This window comes from Curtobacterium sp. PhB146, from assembly GCF_004342995.1.
Classification (GTDB): domain Bacteria; phylum Actinomycetota; class Actinomycetes; order Actinomycetales; family Microbacteriaceae; genus Curtobacterium.
Map to the genome: position 1 here is coordinate 94,307 of NZ_SMBN01000005.1, position 21,150 is coordinate 115,456.

Sequence of the window (21,150 nt, forward strand, 5' to 3'; positions counted from 1 at the left end):
GGTTCAAACTCACGCCGTTTGCAGGGTCGTTTACGTCGGGGTGGGCGCTCTGGTCCAAGGACCTCGGATATGTGCAGGAAATCACATCGTCAGGTCGGTCAAGTCTGAGCCAAGGGCAGGCTGCCAACGGCGACTCAATTCACGCTATCAATTCCTTCCGGAGCGTGCCACAACTCACGGCGAAGGTCGATTCCGTCGACAACTTCGCGAAGACCGCCGTTGTCTCCGGCACCGCCACCCCCGGCGCCGCGATCACGGTCAACGGCACCTCGTTCGCGACCACCGCGGACGGCACCGGCAAGTGGTCGCTCACCATCCGCAACTTGCCCGTCGGAGCGAACCCCCGCACCATCGTCGAGAAGGTCGGCGGGGTCGAGGTCGCCCGCACCAGCGTCACGATCACCATCGCCGCGATCTCGACCACCACGCTCGGCATCCACAACCTGGGTGCGGCACCGGACTCGGGCGAGGTGTTCACGAAGGACACGACCGGCAAGGTGCGGTGGAATCCGCAGGTATCGGCGAATCCCACCGGCATCGACATCGAGAACGGCAAGTCCTACTCGTGGACGTTCACCCTGCCGGTCGGCTACGAAGCCGTCAACCTTCCCGATCCGTCGACCTGGTACGGGTGGCACGTGGAGTGGTTGAAGGGCACCACCTCCGACGGCCAGCAAACCGTCACCTACAAGAACACGAACGTCTCCGGCGAGACGATGAAGAACGAAGCCACCGACATGGGCGAGCGCTCGTTCAGCATCCGTGCCACCGAAAAGCCGACCGCGGACGGCACCCTCACCGCCTCGTTCACGCCGCCACCGTCGTACACTTCCTCGTCGCCCAAGGGATCGGCGACGCTGAAGGCTGCCGGGGCACTGACCGCCACGGTCGGGACCGTCGACAACGTCGCGAAGACCGCCGTCGTCTCCGGCACCGCCACCCCCGGCGCCGCGATCTCCGTCAGCGGCACCTCGTTCGCGACCACCGCAGACGGCACCGGCAAGTGGTCACTCACCATCCGCAACTTGCCCGTCGGAGCGAGCCCCCGCACCATCATCCAGAAGGTCGGCGGCGTCGAGGTCGACCGCACCAGCGTCACGATCACCATCGTCGAGAACGGCCCCATCATCGGCGTGCCCCAGCCGAACGTGACCCTCAGCCGCACCACGCCCACCAACGTGCCGTTCGTGGTCGAGAACCAGGCGACCCGCACCGGCATGGAGGGGATCGTCACGGTTGCCGCTCCAGCCGGCACCACCTTCGCGCCCGGCCAGACCACGGTCACCGGACAGTGGCGCAACGGCTCCAGCGGCGCGTGGGCGAACTCCGAGGTTCTCAACCTCAAGAACGGCCGCCTGTTCGACAACAACCGCCAGATGGAGTTCAACTTCGGCAAGACAACTGGCTCGCAGAGCGCCGGCCAGCAGTTCCGCTGGAGCCTCAAGGTCGACGCCTCGAACGCCACGACGACCTCGAGCCAGATGAACTACCTGTTCATGGGCACGAGCTCCGTCGGCAGCTACCGGGTCAACGGTTCGACGCCGACGACCCTCGAAGGGGTTCCGGCCGACCCGGCACCGCTCATCGTCCAGACCCCGACCAACGGATCCACCGTCACCACAAAGCGCCCGGTGTTCTCCGGCACCGGCGATGAAGGCGCGAGCATCGAGGTCAGGAGCAACGCCGGCGTGATCATCGCCACCGCAACCGTCAAGGACGGCAAGTGGTCTGCCCCCTCGGACATCGACCTCACGAACGGCGCCTACGACCTCACCGTCACCCAGTCGCCCGTCCGCGGCGACACTTCGAACGCACGCGTCAACTTCACCGTCGCGGCCGAGATCCCGACCGACCCGGCACCGCTCGTCGTCCAGGCTCCGGCCAACGGCTCGGTCGTGGAAGCCAAGCGTCCGACGTTCTCCGGCACCGGTGACGAAGGCGCGACCATCGAGGTCAAGGGCATTTCCGGCCGTGTCGTCGCCTCGGCGACGGTCAAGGACGGCAAGTGGTCCGCTCCGGCGAACTTCGACCTCGGCGCGGGGTTCTACGACCTCCGCGCGACCCAGACCCCGCTCACGGGCTCTGCCGAGACGAAGCGCGTACACTTCACGGTCCGCACCGAGGCCCCGCTCGTGGTCCAGACCCCGGCGAACGGTTCCACGGTCAACCAGAAGCGTCCGGTGTTCTCCGGCACGGGTGACAAGGGCGCGCGCGTCGAGGTCAAGGGCACGTCCGGCCGCGTCGTAGCCACTGCAGTCGTCGATGACAACGACAACTGGTCCGCCCCGGCGACGTTCGACCTCGGCAACGGTGTCTACAACCTCACCGCGACGCAGACCTCGGTCCGCGGCAACGCCGACTCGAAGCCCGTCTCGTTCACGATCAACGCCACGGAGTTCTCCACGGCGCTGACGGCCACCGGCGCGTTCGACGAGGACTCCTCCAAGCCCGCGACGATCTCGGGCGCGGCGACCACCGGCGCGACCGTCGTCGTCAAGGACAGCCTCGGCAACGAGATCGGCCGCGTCGTCGCAAGCGGCGGCCGCTACACGATCCCGATCCCGGCGAACGGCACACAGTTCGGCGTGAACGAGTTCAGCGTCACCCAGGCGCTGAACGGCAAGACCTCCGCAGCCGTGAACGTCTCGCTCGACTACGGCATCCCGACGCCGATCAACATCACCTCTCCCGCGAACGGCGCGACCGTCAACAAGGACGGCCTGACCTTCACCGGCACCGGTCAGACCGGCGCAAAGGTCACCGTCCGCGGCACCGTGAACGCGATCGCCAGCGGCGACGTCGTGAACGGCGAGTGGACCGCCAAGGTCGACTTCCCGCTGACGAGCAACCTCTACAACCTGTGGGCGGTGCAGACCACCAAGGGCGGTCTGACCACCCAGCAGGCGATCACCGTGACCGTCACGGACGAGCAGGCGGTCACCCCGCTCACCGCGACGGCGGCGTTCAACGCCACCGACGAGGACCTGCCGGCGACGATCTCCGGCGCGGCCCAGATGGACGCGACGGTCACCGTGAAGGCTGCCGACGGTTCGGTCGTCGGCACCGCGAAGGCGACCGGGGGTCGGTACACGATCACGATCCCGCCGGCCAAGGCCGCGTTCGGTGTCAACACGTTCACGGTCACCCAGACCGTCAACGGTGCCGTGTCCGCCCCGTTGCACCGCTCGCTCGACTACGGCAACCCCGTCGTCCCGGTGATCTCCACCCCGGCGAACGGCGCCACCGTCACGAACGGCCAGATCCGCTTCACGGGCACCGGTGCCACCGGCGCCAAGCTCGACATGCGCGGCAACACATCGTCGATCGGTGACACGAAGGTCGCCAACGGCGCCTGGACGGTCGACGTCTCCCGGCAGCTCGCCCCCAACGTCTACGAGCTGCACGCGCTCCAGACGAGCAAGGGCGGGCTGACGAAGCAGGCCGAGATCACCGTCACGGTGCAGGACAAGTAGGTCACGGAGCTCACCGCGACCGGCTCGTTCCAGGCTGACGCCGAGAAGCAGTCCACGATCAGCGGCAACGCCCAGACCGGCGCGATCGTCGCGGGCGTCCGCACCTTCACCGTCACCCAGACGGTCGACGGTGAGGTCTCCCCCGCCAAGACGGCGACGCTCGACTACGGCACGGCGACCCAGGTCGTCGTGAACACCCCGGCCGAGGGCGCACAGGTCCCCGGAACCGACATCACGTTCACCGGTACCGGCCAGGCTGGCTCGAAGGTCGTCCTCGGCGGCACCACGAGCCGACTCGGCGAGGCCACGGTGAACTCCGAAGGCGAGTGGTCCATCACGATCAGCCGCACGCTGACCCCGCAGGTCTACGTGCTCTACACGAAGCAGATCACGAAGGGCAACCTGATCGGCGACGCGGTGGTCACGACCATCAACGTCACCCAGTAACACCCCAGCAGGACCCGACGGCCCGACCCCACCCAGGGGTCGGGCCGTTCGGCGTTCCCTGCACCTGCGCAACGCGCAATGCCACCCGCACCGGCACCGGCACCGGCACCACAACCCAGCAACCGCAACCGCACCGGCCCACCGCCGACCGCCGACCGCCCTGCCACAGCCCACAGCCCACAGCCCACAGCCCACAGCCCACAGCCCACAGCCCACGTTCACCAACGACGAAGGCCGCCGCCCGTCGTGACGACGTGCGGCGGCCTGGCCGCTCAGCGGCGGACTGCGATCAGAAGGCGGCGATGCGGTGCCGCACGGAGCCTGCGAACCGGCCGCAGGCGGCGCCGACGCGCGAGGCGGCGGTGATCCGGGCCTCCTGGCCGGTGCCGGCGAGCAGAACGGCTTTGACCGTCGATGCGAGCTCACGGACCCCGTCGACCGCGCGCCACCGTGCACCGGCGGCGCGGTGTGCCCGCAGGAGGCGCGCATCGTCGACGCCGTAGCGGTACGCCTGGTGGAACGCACCGCGGGCCGCGCTGCGCAAGCGGTACTGGACGACCGCCTGCGGGACGAAGACGATGGGCGAACCAGCCGCAGCCACCCGCCAGCAGAAGTCGATGTCCTCGCCGCAGTGCAAGGACTCGTCGAAGCCGTCGACGGCCTCGAGCAGCGCGCGGGTCACGCCGAGCGCACAGCTCGGCGTGTAGGGCAGGTGCCGGAACTTGACGGGCAGCTCCGTCGTCGACGCGGTCACCCGGGCCGCGAGCGCGGGTGCGTTGAGCAGGTCGTACGCCAGTCGGCCGCCGCCGATGCCGTCTTGCTGCACGGCCACAGCCATCGCCGAGATCCATCCGGGTTCGAGCACGTCGTCCGCGTCGCAGAACAGCACGATGTCGTGTCGTGCGGCGCGCCAGCCGACGTTGCGAGCGTGGCTCGGCCCACGGACGTCCGTCGCGTCGACGACGCGCACGGCCCAGCCGGATGGCCACTCCGTGGCGTCGACGAACGGGCGTAGGACGCTGGGCCTGACGCCGTTGGCAGCGAGGACGACTTCGACGTCGCCCTCGTGCTGTTGCACGGCGATCGCCCCGAGCTGCGCGCTCAGGGCGGTGTCGGGTCGACCGACCGGGACGACGACGGAGACGGGCACGGCGGAGACGGGCACGGCGGACTCGCTCTCTCAGGGTGTGGTTGCGGCGGTGCGCCCGAACCGGGCGGGCACGACGTGGCGCGCCATCGCGATGACGTCGCGGCGGATGCCCGGCAGCACGACGGCAAGGGCGAGCACGACGAGCGCAGAAGCGCCGCCGACCGTGATCGCGAGCCAGGGGCCGAGGTCGAGCAGCCGGGTCAGGAGCGTGACACCACCCACCGCCACGGCCACGATGCCGGGGCGGACGATCGGCGTGACGAGGTCACGGAGCCCGAGCCCTGGGCGTCGACCAGCGACCACGAAGCCGGGGACGACGAGGACGAGCGAGCTGACGGAGAACGCCCACGCCATCCCGGTGACGCCCCACGGCAGGCCGACGAAGAACGAGGCGAGGACGAGTGGACGGCTGACGAGCGCCCAGATGGTCTGACGAGCGCCCTGGCCGGTCGCGACGAACACCCAGACGGTGACGTAGCCGAGGGTCTGCGCGATGCCAGCGAGCACCAGCACGCGGAAGATCGGTACCGAGCCCGCCCACGCGGGGCCGAACAGCACGGTGACGACGGCGTCGGCGAGCACTGCCAGCACCGCGAAGGTCGGCCACAGCACGTACCCGGTCAGGGCTGTGAGGTGCCGGTAGTAGCGCCGGAAGCGCTCGCGGTCGTCGGCGACCTTGGCGAGCACGGGGACCGCGACGCGCTGGAGCGGCCCGTTGACCTGCTCCAGCGGGATCGTGAGCAGCTGCCCGGCCTGTGCGTACAAGCCGGCGGCGAGCGGGCCGAACGACGCCCCGACGATCACCTTGTCGAGGTTGCGGGCCGCGAAGTTGAGGACCTGGACCGCGGTGACGTTCGCTGCGAAGCCGAGTTCCGGCCGGACGGCGGACCACCGCGCGGGGCGGGTCGGGCGCCAGGGACACACGGCGATCGAACCGATGCCGAGCACGAGCGAGAAGAGGAGCGCCTGGGCGACGAGCGCCGATGAGCCCGCACCGGCGATCGCGAGCACGAGCGCCAGGGCGGCGCCGGAGACCATCGACGCGACCTCGAGCAGGGCGAGGGCACGGAAGCGGAGGTTGCGGGCGAGCAGCGCCGTGGGGACCGCGCTGGCCCCGGCCGCCACGAAGGGAACTGCGAGCAGCATCACGGACCTGCCGGACGCTGGGAAGCCGAGGACGACCGCGAGTGCCGGCGCCGACAGGGCCAGCGCAGCGCCGGCAGCGAGTCCGGCTGCGGCGCTGAGGAGGTGGAGCGAGGAGGCGACGCCGGCGGACAGGCGCGGCGCACGGGTGACGAGGGCTCCGATGCCACCGATGCGGAGGAGCTCGGCGAGACCGCTGAGCAGGAGCACGACGACCGCGAACCCGTACTCGGCGGGGCCGAGGATCCTGGCGATCACCACGACGGTGACGAGCTGCACGAGGAACCGGGTCGCGGTGCCGGCGGCGGTGACGATGCCGCCACGGGCTGCCGCAGTCGCGAGCGGAGCGGAGGACTGCCAGTCCGGCAGGGTCGTGCGGGTCATGGCAGTCCTCCGTTCGGGTCGGGTCGGACTCAGCGGGTGACGAACAGGTTCTCGGCGCCCTTGTCCGTGACCTTCGGCTTGCCGTCCGTGGTGACCCGGTTGCCGTTGCCGCTGACCGTGACCTTGCCGATCTCCTTGGCGTCGACGTCGTTGATGGTGCCGCTCATGACGAGCGCGTCGACCTTGCCGAGGTGGACGACCGCGTTGCTCGCGGTGATCTCGACCGAGGCGCAGTCGCCCACGGTGACGTCCTTGTTGCTCTGGTCGATGACGACCTTGCCGTCGGCGCACTCCGCCGTCGCCTTCTGGATGTCGGCCGGCGGCGTCGAGAAGCGGTCGTCTGCCTTGGCGCTCGAGCTGGCCGTCGGCTTCTTGGTGGGCTCGTCGCCGCCGGTGCCGGAGCACGCCGTGACGACGGTGAGGATCCCGATCGCAGCCAGGGTCGTGGCGGCGATGCGGGCGGTGCGGGAGGTGTGACGCATGTCGGGTTCCGTTCTGGGATCGCGGCGAGGCGGATGACGCTTGGCACTGTCGCCCCGGTGACGTTTCAATGTCACGCTCTATAGAATACTGGTATTCTAGATGCATGACAACCCGGAATCTCCCGCTCGTCGCCATGCTCACCCACAGCGCAGCACTGTCCGGGGCGGAGCTCCTCGTGGCGCGGGTGGCCGCCGCCCGGGTCGAGACCGAGGTGATCGTCGTCCTCGGTGAACACGGGCCACTCGAGTCCCTGCTCTCCGGGCTCGGCGTCGAGCACGAGGTCGTCGCGCTCGACCCGTCCGTGACCGAGCACGCAGCCGATGCGGCCGGGGGCCTCCTCGCGAAGGGAGTGTCGACGCTCCGCTCCACGCGGGCCCTCGCGCGACGGCTCCGCGACCTCGGCGCCGACGTGGTCGTCACACACTCGGCGAAAGCGCACGTGTACGGCGGACTGGCCGGCCGGCTCGCACGCATCCCCGTCGTGGCGTACGTCCACGACGTCGTCGGAGCGGCCGGTGCCTCCCGCGCGAACACCCTGGTACTCCGCGCGGCGCTGACGACGCTCCCCGCAGCCCGAATCGCCAACTCACGGACGACGGCCCGCTCCCTCGGCCGGTCCGGTCCGGCACCCGCGGTGATCGGCTGCCCCGTGGACCTCCCGGACCAGGCCGCCCCGTCGGCACCCGGCCCGTTCACCATCGGCATGGTCGGGCGGCTCACCCGTTGGAAGGGGCAGGACATCGCTGTCCGCGCCTTCGCCGCGGCCCGCGCGCTCGGTCTCGACCCCGATGCGAGGCTCCGGCTGATCGGCGCGGCGCACTTCGGGACCGACGACCACCACGCCGCCGAGTTGCACACCCTGGTCACGGAGCTGGACCTGACGGCGGTGGTCGAGTTCCGGGGACACCGGCAGGACGTCGATGCCGAGATCAGCGCGTGCGATCTGCTCGTGCACGCCAGCCGCCGCCCGGAGCCGTTCGGGCAGGTGGTCACCGAGGCGATGGCGCTCGGTCGACCGGTCATCGCCGCGGACGCTGGCGGCCCTGCCGAGGTGCTCACGCACGGCGAGGACGGGCTCCTCGTCCGTCCAGGCGACGTCGATGCCCTCGCGCACGCGATCCTCCGGTTGGCCGGTGACGAGCAGGAACGGAACCGACTCGCCCGCAACGGGCGCCACTCCGCCGCGCGCTACGCGACGCCGCACATCGTGGCGCAGATCGAGCGCGTCCTGGTGAGCGCAGCCAGGTAGCGACCGACTGGAGGCCCGGTGCAGGTCCGACGGACCGGCACCGGGCCTCCAGGCGGTCCGGTCCACCCCCGCGGACCCTCAGCCGGTCCGGCCCCCCACCGGGATGCCGGTCCACTCCGCGATCTCGCGCTGGAACCGCTCGGTCGAGAACGCGGCGGCGCGCGCACGACAGGCCGCTGGGTCGAGTCGCACGGCACCGTCGACCGCTGCGGCCAGGGTCGAATCCGCGAGGTCGTGGAGGAGCGTGCCGCTCGTTCCTTCCTGCACCGAGTCGCGAGCCCCGCCCTCGGCGTTCGCGACCACCGGCGTGCCGAGGGCCAGCGCCTCGACGGGCAGGATCCCGAAGTCCTCGACGGGAGGGAACACGTAGACCGCGGCACGCTGCAGGAGCGCCGCGAGCATCGCGTCGGAGGGCGTGCAGACGAAGTGCACCTCGACCCTCGACTCGGCAGCCAGCGCGCGCAGCCGCTCGGCATCCGGACCGTCGCCGGCGAGCACCACCGGACGCCCGGACGCCCGACCGGCATCGATGACGACGTCGAGGCGCTTGTACGGAACGAACCGCGAGGCACCGAGGACGAAGTCGGCAGGCAGCGCCTCGAGGACAGCACGGTCGCGCTCGTCGAGCACGGACGCCCAGTCGGCGACCGCAGCGAGCCGCTCCACGCCGACCGGCGGGTTGATCACCTGAGCGTCGATGCCCCAGGTGTCGCGGATGCGCTGCTGCACGAAGCGACTGTTCGCGGCGACGTGACGGAGCCCCTGGGCGCGACGGCGGTCGACGGAGCGGAGTACCGGCGAACCCGCGCGGGCGAGCATGGTCGATCCGCGGGCATCGAGTTCCGGGTTCCAGAGGTACCGGGCCGGCGTGTGCACGTAGGTGAACTGCCGGTCCGGGGCGACCCCGGTCACACGGGCCTGGTGGGCGAACAGGTGCGAGCTCACGATCGCCCAGTCGTACTCGCCGACGGTGCGCAGGCCGTGACTCCACAGGGCCGGGAGGAACGGCATCGACAGCGCCTTCCTGCCGCGGAGGGGCGACCGCGCCAGGACGCTCTCGACCACCCGCCGATCCGCGTATCGCCCGGGGGCGTCGTTCCACAGCCCGAACACGTCGGCGGCAGGGTAGGCATCGGCGAATGCGTCGACGACACGCTCGGCGCCGCCCACCGCCTCGATCCACTCATGGACGAGCAGTCCGCGCACGGTCGGCTCCGTTCTGGTCGGTGGCGGCGCGTTCCGCGCACGCCGCGATGGTCGCGATGGCGGAGATCGCCCGCTCTCGCATGGTCAGGAAGTCGTGCTCGTCGCCGCGTGCCGGGTCGGCGACGTCGTCGAGCGCCGGGTCGGTCGGGGCCGTCGCGACCCGGAAGCGGGACACGAGGCGCGGGAGTTCCGCCCAGAACCGCTCGTCGACGGCATCGGCGTCCAGCAGGGGGCGGACGAGGCGGTCGAACTCCGCAATGGTGAAGGTCCGCCGCAGGAGGTGCGGCGCGAGGTCGAGGACCTGCGCTCGGTGCGCGCGCTCGAGCGTGAGCACGAGGTCCCTGTCGCGCAGCACCGCGGCGGTCAGCGGCGTCGAGACGAAGGCGTCCGGGTCGCCGCCGTCCTGTCCGACAGCGGCGGCGGAACGCGGGAACATCGGCGTACCCGCTGTCGCAGCGGTGCCGGCGCTGTCCACGCGGAAGACTCCGGGCAGCACTGCGTCGAGGCGCGCCCGGAGGACACGTTCGACGTACGGCGAACGGCAGATGTTGCCCTCGCAGACGATGAGGATCGAGATCACTGATGGGCTCCTGTCAGGGTGACGGGTCGTGCACGGGCGGCGTCCGGTCCCGGTTCCGGCGGCTCGGCGACGGGGCGCCAGACGCTCGAGGCACATGCGGCGAGGAGCAGCCAGAGGATCGGCGTCGAGAGGTCCGGGGTGCCGACGAGCTTCGCGACGAGCACCGCGGCGAGCGCGACCGAGGCCGGGACGGTCGCCGGTGACCGCGCCGCGCGCACGAGCACGCCGAGCGCGAAGACGGCGAACGCGATCGTGCCCGGGATCCCGACGCAGGTCAGCAGCGTCATCCCGAAGGACGACGGCCGGTTCGCGCCGAGCCCGGCGCCGATGCCGAGGGTGTCGGCGAGGACCCCCCAGCTGAAGCCGTCCGCGCCGGTCCGGGAGTCGTACGACTGACTGCCGACCTTGTCGTCCACGATCGCCTCGACCGGTGCGGCGAGCTGCGGGCCGGCCGCGAGCAGCACGATCGCGATCGTCAGCCCCCCGAGGACGAACCAGACGGTGCCGCGTCCACCCCGGACGACGTACCGCACGGCGACCACGAGCAGGCCGACGGCGATCACGACGGCGGAGGCGACGACAGCGGTGCCGGACGCCGCCTGCAGGAGGTTCGCGCACGACAACGCACTCGCCGCGGCCCAGATCATCCGCTGCCCGCCGGACGACCGCAGTGCCGTGACGGCGAAGTACGCGGCGGCCGGGAGAGCGAACGCTGCGAGCTCGCTCGGTTCGCTGAAGACCCCCCGCAACCGCTCCCCCGGGAGCGCCCACGCGTAGGCGACCCCCGGCAGCGTGTCCATCAGGGGTGCCAGCACGTCCGCACCTGCCTGCACGAGCACCCCGCGCACGGTGGTCACGACCGTGCCGACGACCAGCGCGATCCGGAGCGCGGTCTCTGCCGCCCCGACGCGGACGAGGTACAGCAACGCGCACACCGCGAGCAACAGGTACCCGAGCTGCGCGAGGTTGCTGATCGAGTAGGTGAGGTACCCGGGGTCCAGCACCTGACCGTCCACACCGCCACGTGGGACGAGGACACGGACGCCGGCGAACATCCAGGGGGCGACGGCGGTGGCGATGGTCGCCCACGCGACGAAGGCTGCGAGCGCGTTCGCCGACCAGTGCGTGGTGCGCAGCGGGCGGGTCCCGAGGAGCGCGATGCCCGACGCGAGCGCCGCAGCCGAGAACAGGGGCACGCCGTTCCCTCCGGCGACGACGGCAGCCGTGTACGGCAGGCCGCCGGCGACGCCGATCACCGCGGGGAGCCACGTCCGACGGGCGATCAGCGCAACGGCGAGCACAGCCGTGAAGACGGCTCCGAGGACCGGCATGATCCCCCTCCATTCCACTGTCGCTTGCGGTGGTATTTCATATCATCTACGATAAGTATCACACATCCGATCGCCTCCCGGAAGGCCCCCAGTGACGCTCTCGCAGTTCCTCGAAGTGATCAGACGGCGATGGATCTCCGCGCTCGCGCTGGTCCTCCTCGCCACGTCGGCTGCCGTCGGCGTCACCCTCGTGCAGGCGCCGGAGTACCGCGCCTCGAGCGAGGTCTTCGTCTCGGTCGCCGCCGGCTCGTCGGTCACCGACCTCAGTCAGGGCAACAACTTCTCGGCGGCGCGCGTGAAGTCGTACACGGCGCTGGCACTGACCCCGCGCGTCCTCGGCGCCGCGGCGAAGCAGCTCGGACTCCCGGCCGGCACCGACCTCTCGAAGGTCGTGACGGCGTCCTCCACCGACGAGACCGTGATCATCTCGCTCAGCGCGACGTCCACGTCCCCGGCCCGTGCGGCGGCGACCGCCAACGCGGTCACCACGCAGCTCGTCGCCGTCGTGGACGAGGTCGAGCGCTCATCGCAGCAGAGCGACCTCGTCCACCTGAGCGTGTTCCAGCAGGCGAAGGCACCGACGATGCCGTTCGCTCCGCGGATCCCGGTCAACCTCGCGATCGGCGTCCTCGCGGGCCTCGCACTCGGTGTTGCGCAGGCAGTCCTCCGCGAGGTCCTCGACACCCGGCTGCGGTCGTTCGACGCGCTCCGGCGCCTCACCACGGCGAGTGTGCTCGGCGAGTTCGGGGTGGACGACACCATCGCGAAACACCCCCTCGTCGCCGTCGACAACCGCTACAGCACCCGGGCCGAGAGCTTCCGGCAGCTGCGGACGCACCTGACGTACACGAACCTCGACGGCGGTCCGCAGAGCATCGTCGTGACGAGCGCGACCCCGGGCGAGGGCAAGTCCTCGACCGCCGTGAACCTCGCGCTCATGCTGGCGCAGAACGGGTCGCGGGTCCTGCTCGTCGACGCCGACCTGCGACGCCCGACGACCGGGACGTACTTGGGGATCGAGAGCCGCGTCGGCCTGTCCACCGTGCTCACCCGACAGGTCGCGCTCGACGATGCCATCCAGGAGGTCGGTGGGGACAACCCCCTGCACGTCCTCGCTGCGGGGCGGGTGCCGCCGAACCCGAGCGAACTCCTGAGCTCGAGCCGGATGGCGGACCTCGTCCGCGAACTCGAATCCCGGTACGACGTCGTGATCGTCGACGCCCCGCCGCTCCTCCCGGTGACCGACCCCGCCGTCCTCGGCGCCATCTGCTCCGGGGTCCTGCTCGTCGTGAGCGTCAACGGACAGACACGGCGCGCCGAATTCGTCGCGGCCGAGCAGACCCTGCGGCAGGTGGGCGCACGACTGCTCGGGCTCGTGGTGAACCGCCTCCCAGCCCAGCGACGCATGAAGACCTACTACAACTACGAGCCCTCGGCGCCGGTGAGCGAGAGCCCTCGCCGCTCGTCACGCGCACGCAACGACTCGACCGCCACCACCGAACAGAAGGAAACCCGATGACCCGCAGCACACCGCCCCGATCGTTCGTCTACCTCGGCTGGCAGGGGTACGGCAACTTCGGCGACGACCTCCTGCACGAGACCTGGCGTGCCGCGCTCCGTCACCCCTTGGACGTCGAGGCGCCCCTGACCCGGCGGGACTACGCTCGCCGCTCACCGCGCTTCGTTCGCGACCGCGCCCGGCTGGTCGGCCGCGAGCGGCTCGTGCTGCTCGGTGGCGGCACGACCGTCGGGTTCGCGTCCTGGGCCGGACACGTCGACCGTGCGACCCGGTACTTCGGCGCGACCGGCACCATCGGACTCGGTCTCGGGGCAGCTGCCGCCGACGACAGCTACTCGCTCGGGACACAACCGCAGCAGTGGGACGCCTGGCGCTCGCTCGACCGGTTCGCGCTGCACGGTGTCCGTGGGCCGCTCACCGAACACGAGGTCACCACGAACCTGTGCCCGGTCGACGTCGTGGGCGATCCGGCGCTGCTCTACCCCGAGCTCGTCCACGTCCAACGCACCGTCCGGCCCGACGGCCGGATCGGCGTCAGCATCGGATCTGATCCGACCACGAGGTTCGACGTCGACACGATCGCCGAGGCGGTCGACCGTCACGCGGCCGCGACCGGCACCACCGAGGTCGTCGCGTTCGCGCTCTCCGGGGCCGACCGCATGGCGGCGCACGGGCTGGCCGCCCGCCTGCGCACACCGGCGGTCGTGCACGAGTACGTCGACGTCCCGACGACGATGGCCGCCATCGCGGGATGCGACCTGGTCGTGTCCGAACGACTCCACGGCGCCATCGCGGCGGTTTCGCTCGACGTGCCCACTGTCCCGCTGTCCTACGCGTCGAAGTGTGACGACTTCTGGCGCAGTGTCACGGACGGCCCCGCGCCGCTCACGGTGGGCCACGACGTCGACGAGCTCGTCCACGAGATGCAGATCGCCACCCGACACCGTGACGGGATCCGCGCCCGGACGGCCGAGCTCCGGGAGCGGCTGGGCTCCGTCCAGCAGCGCCTCCTCGACTGGCAGACCGCAGGCTCGCCGACGGCCGAGCTCTTCGCCCGCACGAAGGCCCACGCGTGAACGCCGACCACCGCTTCCACCTCGTCGTCTCGACGATCCGGACGCCGGACCACCTCGCCCGCTGCCTCGAGACGATCGAGCGCGCCGGGGTGTCGGTGTTCGTCACCGTCGTCGAGCAGCGACCGACTCCGGATGCACTGGCCGTGCTGCAGCCGCTCATCGACGCCGGGCACGCCGAACACGTGCACCAGCCGGACGTCCGTGGCGTCAGCCGGGGCAGGAACGCCGGGATGACTCGACTCCGCGGTGAGGTGATCGCGTTCCCGGACGACGACTGCTGGTACCCCGACGGCGTCCTGGCGACGATCTCGCACCGGTTCGCGACGCAGGGGCTCGACGCGGCCTCGATCCCCTCCCGCGGAAGCGACGAGCAGGGCACGATGCTCCGCTGGCGCCGGCGCCCGGGTGACGTCACGAGTTGGCGGGTGCCGCGGACCGTCGTGAGCTCGGGGATCTTCATGCGTCGCGACGTCCTCGAACGCCTCGGCGATTTCGACGAGGACCTCGGTACGGGCTCCGGAACGCCCTTCGGGGCCGGCGAGGAGACCGACATGGTCCTCCGCGCCCTCGCCTCCGGTGCGCGGATGCGCTACATGCCGGACCTGTCGGTGCGGCACCCGGACTTCCGTGACGCCGGTATGACGACCGAGACCCTCGCGAAGGTCCGCCGGTACAACCGCGGCTTCGGTCGGGTCCTCCGCAAGCACGGTCTGTACGGGCAGGCCGCGTACTGGATCGGTCGCGGCCTGGTCGGGACCGTCGTCCGGACCGTCCGTGGCGACCGCGACGGAGCGCGCTTCCAGCACACGCAGATGAGCGCTCGGTTGCAGGGATGGCGGGGCCGGGACGACGAGGGCCGGGTGTACCCGGCCTGTGGAACCGTGGTATTTCGTCCACAACATACCGAGAAGTAGGATCCTGACGAGATGCGCCACGACACTGGCCCGATGCACCATCGATTCCACTTGATCATCGCCACGAACCGGCCGCCCGAGTACCTCGACCGAGCGATCCGGTCGATCCAAGCCGAGCCGTACCGGGTCTTCCTCTCGGTCGTCGCGCAGCGCCCGGTCCCCGAAGTACCCGACCGGCTCGCGGCGATGATCCGGGACGGCGACGGTGAGTACATCCACCAGCCCGGCGCCAGCGGTGTGAGTACCGCCCGGAACGCCGGGATGCGAACGCTCCGCGCTGACCTCGTCGGGTTCCCGGACGACGACTGCTGGTACCCGACCGGCGTGCTGTCCGCGATCGATGCCCGGTTCAGCAGGGTGGACGAAGAACCCCGGCTCGGCGGTTTGTGCATCCCGACGAAGGACGCGACCGGCCGAGGCACCATGCTCCGGTGGCTCGGGCGATCCCGACGGATCCGGGTGCGGGACGTCCCGCGCACCGTCATCTGCTCCGGGGTGTTCTTCCGGCGAGAGGTCCTCGACGACATCGGGGACTTCGACGACACGCTCGGGTCGGGTGTGGAGCCCTTCGGCTCCGGCGAGGAGAACGACCTGGTCATGCGCGCGGTCGAGGCCGGGGTGCGGGTCGACTTCGACGCGGACCTGTACGTGCACCACGGCGACTTCCGCGACGACGGGCCCACCACCGCGGTCCTCGCAAAGGTCAGGCGGTACAACCGTGGGTTCGGGCGAGTGCTCCGGAAGCACGGTTGCTGGGGGCAGGCGAGCTACTGGGTCAGCCGATCGGTGGTCGCGCTCGTGATCGCTCGCGTCCGGCGCGACGCCGCCGCGGTCGAGCAACAGCACGCCCAGCTCGCCGGGCGGTGGCAGGGGTGGTTCGGCCGCGATGACGCCGGGCACCGTCACCCCGTGACCCCACGCACGCGCTGAGGTGCGCCGGCCGCGGGACGGGTCGTGGGGTGTCTGCCCCACGACCGTGTCGCGCGGAGCACCGGCCGCTCGAGCAGGTACCACGATGCCGAGGCCACACCGATGCCCACCAGCGCGAGCCCCAGGCGCACCACACCGGTGGACGGATCGCCCCCGGGCTCGATACGGAGCAGCGGGTAGTGCCACAAGTAGAGCCCGTACGAGATGGTCCCGAACCAGCGAGCGATCGCCAGGTCGAGCGCGGGAGCACCACCGAGCGCCCCTGCGACGACGACGAGCGCTGCGACCGCCACCGCTGCCGTCTCGACCCAGCGAGCCGCACCGGGCAGGGACCCGACCGTGATCGGCAGCGTGCACACCGACAGCACCACGAGCAGTGTCGCGCCCACGCCGCCGACCCCGAGCACGACGGCGCTCGGACGTCCGGTCCGCAAGTCGATCTGACCGAGACCGCGGAGACTGCCCGTGCGCACTGCGAACGCGGCGAGCGCACCCACGAGCAGGGCGGCGGCGCTCGTGTCGAGCCCGTACGCCAGGCGGTCGTACGGCAGCACGACCGTGCCGACGACCCGCCAGGTGACCGCAGCACCGACGAGTCCACAGAGTGCGACCGCGGCAGTGCGGGGCCGAGTGCGGGCGAGGACGCCGAGCAGGATGAGGACGAGGGGCCAGACGAGGTAGAACTGCTCTTCGACGGCGAGCGACCAGGTGTGCTCGAACGGTCCGAGCTCGACGCCGAGCACCCGGGCGTGGTTGCCCGTGTAGGACCCGACGGTGGCGAGGACGCGGGGCAGATCACCGCGGATCGGGTCTGCCAGCACGATCACCGCGACGGTCACCACCACCAGGACGGCCGTCCACGCCGGGAGCAGCCGTGCCGCGCGGCGGAGCCAGAACCGGCCGAGGTGGATCCGCCCGGCACGCTCGGCCTCGTCGAGGAGCGCCCGGGTGATCACGAAGCCGGAGAGCACGAAGAAGGTCGTCACCCCGACGACCCCGCCGTAGGGGACGACCGACTCTGCGGTGTGCGACGCGACGACGAGCAGGACCGCGAGGCCGCGGAGCCCGTCGAGTTGCGTGAGGCGGTCCGCCGGTTCACCCATTCCAGACCACGAACCGGGGCTTCCACGTCGCCGACATCGCGAGCTTGCCACCGGTTCCCCGGACGGCTTTCGTGCCCCCGTAGGCGTCGACGATGGTGCCGTCGCCGGGCAGACCCACACTGATGGGCAGTTCGTCGAAGCGGTCAGCGGTCTGCCACACGACCCGCACCGAGCGTGTGCCGTCGGCCGAGACGAACCGGGCTTCGCGCACGGCACCCGTCACGAACTGGCCGGCGAACCGCATGCCGGCGAGCTGGCGCTGCATCGTCGCGTACGCAGCGGCAGCGGGCTTCGGCTCGTACGCGCGGCTCGGCGCGTCGACGAGCCCGAAGGTCCTGGCACTGCCGTCCGGATCAGGTTGGTCCGGGGCGGCCATCTCGAACGAGAACACCCGCTCGACGCCGTACTGCGCGGCGAGCACGTGGGTCCGGACCAGGAACGCCGCCTGGTCGTCCTCGGAGACCCAGCCTGGCCTGCCGTTCGGGGTCGGCCATCCGACCTCGGTGATCCAGATCGGCAACGGTTCGCCGTTCGCACGGGGGTACTTCGCCGCTTTGTCCCGGAGCCAACGAAGCGCGTTCTCGATGCACGGGTTCGTCGCGACACAGTGCTCCGGCGCGTACGGCTGGTTGTACGGGTGCACGCTGATCGCATCGATGTGGTCGGCACCACCGAGCCGGAACCACTCGTCGAGCCAGCGGAGTTCGCCCGACGACACGGCGTCCTCGGCCGGCCCGACGATCCGTGCTTCCGGGTCGACGCTCCTGATCGTCGCGGCCGTGACCCGTGACAGCGCGATGTACGCGGCAGGGTCGGCGGAACGGGTGCCGTGGGTGTTCGTCCACTCGTTCCAGATCTCGAACGAGCGGTCGGCGTCCGGGTACCGGTCGCGCACGTGCGTCACCGCCTCGGACACGAACCGGCGCCAGGCTGCTGTCTGCGCCGGGTCCGAGACGTCCGGCGGGGTCATCGCGCCGCCGGTGTACGCCATGTGACCGTAGTCGAGGACGAACAGCGGAGCGACGCCACGGTCGCGCACGATGGGGTCCACTCGCGCATCAGTGCTACGGAAGTCGAACACGCCCGGCACCTTCTCGACGGTGGACCACTGCAGGTCCTGGCGGAAGCCCGCGGCGCCCAGCCCGTCGAGTGTCGGGAGCGCCGCGGCGACCGGCCCGGGCGAGCCGTTCATCGTGACGTTGAAGAAGGCGTCACGGTGCTCGACGCCCGGCGTCCGGACGAACCGGAAGGACGTCTCGGGCAGAGCGGGGCCGTGCGCCGTCACGCGGTACGTGCCCGCGTTGAGACGTCGAGTCGGACGGATCTCCGCTCGTCCGGAGGAACCGACGACGGCGTCGCCGGCTTCGACGAGCACGCCTCTGGCGTCGGTGATCCGCCAGCCCACGTCCGCGAGCGCCGGTGTCCCCGCGGCACCGACTGCGAACGTGACCGGTTGATCCGGTGCGAAGAGACCGTTGGCCGACATCGGCTGGATCGTCGGTCGAGCGGTCGCCGTCGATGCTCCGGCGGCGTGGGCCGGCTGCCGCACAGTCGCTTCGGCGAACAGCAGCAGGGTCGTCGCCGCGGCGAGGACGACGACGCCGGAGGCTCTCCTGCGGGGACGGGTCGCGGGAGGTCGGGAGTCGGACGGGACGTGGGTCGATGGCATCCCACCACGCTCGCCCGGTGCCGGTACCGACGCCAAACATGTTGAATGACGCCGAGTTCGGAAGTGGCGTCAACTAGTCTCGGGCCGTGCGATGGAGTCGAGTGAACTGGCCGTCCGTGGGCTACGTCTCCCTCGAGGACTTCGACGGGCAGCGGGAACACGTCGCCCGCGTGCTCGAGGACGCTCCCCCGGCCGTCGCCGCACTCCTGACCGTCAAGTGGACGGACTCCCGCATCGCACGATGGGACGTCGAGCACCCGGACCTCGCGCACCCGGACGACGAGGACGACGACGACACCGCGACGACGGTCGACCTGCCCGGGCACGGTGTCCCCGACCCGGTCGTCGTGCACACCGAGGTCATCGTCCGCAACGACGAGGTGCTCGACACCCCCGACGGCCTGTGGCGCCGGTGGAACCACGCCAGGGTCACGCTCCGACTCCGCGACGCCGTGGTGGACCCACCCCACACCGACCCCGCAGCACTGCTCGCCGGGGACGCCCACGTCGTGCGCGGTGAGCTCGAGTACCTGCACGAGCTCGACCAGTGGGAGCTCCGCCTGCTCGTCTCCCCCGTCGGCGAGGTGGCGATCCGCTTCCGGGGCGTCCGGGTCGCGATCCGCAGCGTGCCCGAGTCCGTCTACACGGAGCTCGACGCACGGCCAGCGCGCGGCTGGCACGGTCCGGTGCCGGACGGCTGGGTCGAGTACGCCACCGAGGTGGTGCGTGCCGCCGCGTACGGCGACCTGGGCGGACTGCACCTGGCCGACGACGCGAGTGACGTCGACGACGTCGACCCGCGCTGGGGCTTCGCCCCGCTGCACGCCGCCGCGTGGTTCGACCGGCCCGAGATGCTCGAGGAGCTCCTGCGTCGCGGCGCGTCGCTGCAGCTCACCGACACCGAGGGGCGGACGCCGCTGACGCTGGCGATCGACCGCGATGCACGTCGGGCGATCGACGTGCTCGTGGCTGCGGGCGCCGACCTGGAGGCCCGGGACACCGACGGCAACACCCCGATCGTCCGCGCCGCGTGGGGTGGCCACGGTGCGATCGTGCGGTCGCTCGCCGCCGCGGGTGCGGACACCAGGGCGCTCGGCTCACGGGGCGCGTCCCTGCTGATCGCCGCGGTCGACTCCGGTGACCTGGACACGGTGCGGTCCGTGCTCGCCCTGGACGTCGACGTGAACGCCGAGGACGACGAGGGCTCGACCGCCACCGCTCGCGCAGAACTGCTCCGCGACCGAGCGGTCGCGGAGCAGTTGGCGCACTACTACTCGGGGAGCTGATCGAGCCGGCGGGCTACTCCGCCGTCTCGATGGCGTTCGCCTGGGCGACCTTCCCGTACCAGTGCGCGGACGGCTTCGGCGTGCGCTCGAACGTCTCCGGGTCCCACGACACCAGGCCGAAGGTCGGACGGAAGCCGGACGCCCACTCGTAGTTGTCCAGGAGCGACCAGTGCTGGTAGCCGAGGACCTCGATGCCGTCGTCGATGCAGCGGTGGATGCCCTCGAGCGCGCCCTGCGTGTAGGCCTGGCGACGGGTGTCGTCGGCGGTGGCGATGCCGTTCTCGGTGATCATCAGCGGGACACCGCCGGACAGCTCCCACGCGCTGCGCAGCCCGTCGGCCGAGGCCTCCGGGTAGAACTCCCAGCCGGTCAGGGTCGTCTCGACGTCGTCCGCCACGGGCAACGGACCGGAAGCGCCGATGAACGTCCGGGTGTACGCCTGCACGCCGAGGAAGTCGTCGCCGGCGGCGTTCTCGAGGTACCAGTCGTCGCGCGGGTACCCGTACTCGCGGAGCATCGCGTCCGCGCCGAGCTCACCGTTGGACTTGAACGCCTGCGTCGCGACGGTCCAGCCGCTCTGGATGCCATCCACCTGGGAGAGCACCTCCCGCGAACGCTTGTGGGACTCGAGCAGGGCGTCGGCGACGCCCAGGTCCGGGTTCGGCAGGCCGTACGCCACCAGGTTCGACGCGTCCTCGCCGCCGGCGAGCATCGCGGCGATGTTCGGCTCGTTGATCGTGCAGACGTACCGGACACCATCGGACACCACGGGCAGCGCGGCTTCGGTGTAGCGGGCGAACAGGTCGGCCGCGTCGGGTGCGCGCCAGAAGCCGTCGCGTTCGAACCAGCGGGGCACCGTGAAGTGCATGAGCGTGACGATCGGCTCGATGCCGAACTCGTGGCAGGCGTCGACCATGCGGCGGTAGTGGTCGATCTCGGCGCGGCTGACGAACCCGCGTTCCGGCTCGATGCGCGCCCACTCGATGCTGAACCGGTACGAGTTCAGGCCGAGCTCGGCGGCGATCCGGATGTCCTCGCGGTAGCGGTGGTAGCTGTCCGCGGCGTCGCCGGACGGCTCGACGATGGTGGTGTCCGGCTCGTGCTCGTGCACCCACCAGTTCGAGTTGACGTTGTTGCCCTCGATCTGGTGCGCGGCGGTGGCGGCACCCCAGAGGAAGCCCTTCGGGAAGTCGAGCGTGCTGATGAC

The 21,150-nt window shown here is 71.0% G+C and carries 17 protein-coding genes; 8 read left to right on the top strand and 9 right to left on the bottom strand.

Going from position 1 to position 21,150, the window contains the following annotated elements:
- The first annotated feature begins 164 nt into the window (after window positions 1-164).
- Together EDF33_RS17480 and EDF33_RS17485 are read left to right on the top strand one after the other, a co-directional pair.
- Entirely contained in the window at window positions 165-3,473 is a 3,309-nt protein-coding gene (locus tag EDF33_RS17480) for an Ig-like domain-containing protein (protein ID WP_165918865.1), read from the top strand.
- 189 nt (window positions 3,474-3,662) lie between these two features.
- A complete protein-coding gene (locus EDF33_RS17485) occupies window positions 3,663-3,920 on the top strand; it encodes a hypothetical protein (RefSeq protein WP_132100718.1) in 258 nt (85 codons plus the stop codon).
- 289 nt (window positions 3,921-4,209) lie between these two features.
- Here EDF33_RS17485 and EDF33_RS17490 read toward each other — a convergent pair whose 3' ends face one another.
- The 3 genes from EDF33_RS17490 to EDF33_RS17500 are packed head-to-tail and all read right to left on the bottom strand — an operon-like array spanning window position 4,210 to window position 7,079.
- Entirely contained in the window at window positions 4,210-5,085 is an 876-nt protein-coding gene (locus EDF33_RS17490) for a glycosyltransferase (RefSeq protein WP_131921357.1), read from the bottom strand.
- A gap of 15 nt (window positions 5,086-5,100) precedes the next feature.
- On the bottom strand, window positions 5,101-6,597 hold the full coding sequence (locus tag EDF33_RS17495; RefSeq protein WP_132100719.1) for a lipopolysaccharide biosynthesis protein: 1,497 nt from the start codon (window positions 6,595-6,597) through the stop codon (window positions 5,101-5,103).
- Between the two features lie 29 nt (window positions 6,598-6,626).
- A complete protein-coding gene (locus EDF33_RS17500) occupies window positions 6,627-7,079 on the bottom strand; it encodes a DUF3060 domain-containing protein (RefSeq protein WP_123937414.1) in 453 nt (150 codons plus the stop codon).
- Between the two features lie 104 nt (window positions 7,080-7,183).
- Between EDF33_RS17500 and EDF33_RS17505 the strand changes: the two genes are divergently transcribed.
- Window positions 7,184-8,329: a glycosyltransferase gene (locus EDF33_RS17505; protein ID WP_165901060.1), complete on the top strand. Its 1,146-nt coding sequence runs from the start codon at window positions 7,184-7,186 to the stop codon at window positions 8,327-8,329.
- Between the two features lie 78 nt (window positions 8,330-8,407).
- On the opposite strand, the gene EDF33_RS17510 is transcribed toward EDF33_RS17505, so the two are convergent.
- The 3 genes from EDF33_RS17510 to EDF33_RS17515 are packed head-to-tail and all read right to left on the bottom strand — an operon-like array spanning window position 8,408 to window position 11,446.
- Window positions 8,408-9,535: a glycosyltransferase gene (locus EDF33_RS17510; RefSeq protein ID WP_131847612.1), complete on the bottom strand. Its 1,128-nt coding sequence runs from the start codon at window positions 9,533-9,535 to the stop codon at window positions 8,408-8,410.
- The gene (locus EDF33_RS20280; protein WP_165901510.1) at window positions 9,513-10,115 is read right to left on the bottom strand and encodes a low molecular weight phosphatase family protein; all 603 of its coding nucleotides are present in this window, start codon (window positions 10,113-10,115) and stop codon (window positions 9,513-9,515) included. The genes EDF33_RS17510 and EDF33_RS20280 overlap by 23 nt, the downstream gene beginning before the upstream one ends.
- Window positions 10,112-11,446: a hypothetical protein gene (locus tag EDF33_RS17515; protein WP_165901156.1), complete on the bottom strand. Its 1,335-nt coding sequence runs from the start codon at window positions 11,444-11,446 to the stop codon at window positions 10,112-10,114. The genes EDF33_RS20280 and EDF33_RS17515 overlap by 4 nt, the downstream gene beginning before the upstream one ends.
- Before the next feature lie 91 nt (window positions 11,447-11,537).
- On the opposite strand from EDF33_RS17515, the gene EDF33_RS17520 reads away from it, so the two are divergent.
- Genes EDF33_RS17520 through EDF33_RS17535 form a run of 4 tightly spaced genes read left to right on the top strand, consistent with a single transcriptional unit; the run spans window position 11,538 to window position 15,885 of the window.
- Entirely contained in the window at window positions 11,538-12,965 is a 1,428-nt protein-coding gene (locus tag EDF33_RS17520; protein ID WP_132100720.1) for a polysaccharide biosynthesis tyrosine autokinase, read from the top strand.
- Complete coding sequence (locus EDF33_RS17525; protein WP_131847617.1) at window positions 12,962-14,041, top strand: polysaccharide pyruvyl transferase family protein; 1,080 nt, start codon at window positions 12,962-12,964, stop codon at window positions 14,039-14,041. The genes EDF33_RS17520 and EDF33_RS17525 overlap by 4 nt, the downstream gene beginning before the upstream one ends.
- The gene (locus tag EDF33_RS17530) at window positions 14,038-14,955 is read left to right on the top strand and encodes a glycosyltransferase (RefSeq protein ID WP_159571017.1); all 918 of its coding nucleotides are present in this window, start codon (window positions 14,038-14,040) and stop codon (window positions 14,953-14,955) included. The genes EDF33_RS17525 and EDF33_RS17530 overlap by 4 nt, the downstream gene beginning before the upstream one ends.
- A gap of 33 nt (window positions 14,956-14,988) precedes the next feature.
- Window positions 14,989-15,885 carry a glycosyltransferase gene (locus tag EDF33_RS17535; protein WP_165918866.1) on the top strand — a complete coding sequence of 299 codons (897 nt, stop codon included), beginning with the start codon at window positions 14,989-14,991 and terminating at the stop codon, window positions 15,883-15,885.
- On the opposite strand, the gene EDF33_RS17540 is transcribed toward EDF33_RS17535, so the two are convergent.
- Both EDF33_RS17540 and EDF33_RS17545 read right to left on the bottom strand, forming a co-directional pair.
- Window positions 15,858-16,988 carry an acyltransferase gene (locus tag EDF33_RS17540; RefSeq protein ID WP_132100723.1) on the bottom strand — a complete coding sequence of 377 codons (1,131 nt, stop codon included), beginning with the start codon at window positions 16,986-16,988 and terminating at the stop codon, window positions 15,858-15,860. The genes EDF33_RS17535 and EDF33_RS17540 overlap by 28 nt on opposite strands.
- Window positions 16,981-18,657: a glycosyl hydrolase gene (locus tag EDF33_RS17545; protein WP_131922172.1), complete on the bottom strand. Its 1,677-nt coding sequence runs from the start codon at window positions 18,655-18,657 to the stop codon at window positions 16,981-16,983. The genes EDF33_RS17540 and EDF33_RS17545 overlap by 8 nt, the downstream gene beginning before the upstream one ends.
- An 86-nt stretch (window positions 18,658-18,743) precedes the next feature.
- Here EDF33_RS17545 and EDF33_RS17550 point away from each other — a divergent pair, with 86 nt between their 5' ends.
- Window positions 18,744-19,943, top strand: a complete 1,200-nt coding sequence (locus tag EDF33_RS17550; RefSeq protein WP_132100724.1) for an ankyrin repeat domain-containing protein — start codon at window positions 18,744-18,746, stop codon at window positions 19,941-19,943.
- Between the two features lie 13 nt (window positions 19,944-19,956).
- On the opposite strand, the gene EDF33_RS17555 is transcribed toward EDF33_RS17550, so the two are convergent.
- Window positions 19,957-21,147 (bottom strand): family 1 glycosylhydrolase, encoded by a 1,191-nt coding sequence (locus tag EDF33_RS17555; protein ID WP_131881262.1) that lies wholly within the window; start codon window positions 21,145-21,147, stop codon window positions 19,957-19,959.
- Window positions 21,148-21,150: the final 3 nt, after the last annotated feature.

What these genes read in the sequence shown, in the direction of transcription:
- EDF33_RS17495 (WP_132100719.1), bottom strand. Translation starts at nt 6,597, where the DNA reads ATGACCCGCACGACCCTGCCGGACTGGCAGTCCTCCGCTCCGCTCGCG.
- EDF33_RS17500 (WP_123937414.1), bottom strand. Translation starts at nt 7,079, where the DNA reads ATGCGTCACACCTCCCGCACCGCCCGCATCGCCGCCACGACCCTGGCT.
- EDF33_RS17505 (WP_165901060.1), top strand. Translation starts at nt 7,184, where the DNA reads ATGACAACCCGGAATCTCCCGCTCGTCGCCATGCTCACCCACAGCGCA.
- EDF33_RS17515 (WP_165901156.1), bottom strand. Translation starts at nt 11,446, where the DNA reads ATGCCGGTCCTCGGAGCCGTCTTCACGGCTGTGCTCGCCGTTGCGCTG.
- EDF33_RS17525 (WP_131847617.1), top strand. Translation starts at nt 12,962, where the DNA reads ATGACCCGCAGCACACCGCCCCGATCGTTCGTCTACCTCGGCTGGCAG.
- EDF33_RS17535 (WP_165918866.1), top strand. Translation starts at nt 14,989, where the DNA reads ATGCACCATCGATTCCACTTGATCATCGCCACGAACCGGCCGCCCGAG.
- EDF33_RS17540 (WP_132100723.1), bottom strand. Translation starts at nt 16,988, where the DNA reads ATGGGTGAACCGGCGGACCGCCTCACGCAACTCGACGGGCTCCGCGGC.
- EDF33_RS17545 (WP_131922172.1), bottom strand. Translation starts at nt 18,657, where the DNA reads ATGCCATCGACCCACGTCCCGTCCGACTCCCGACCTCCCGCGACCCGT.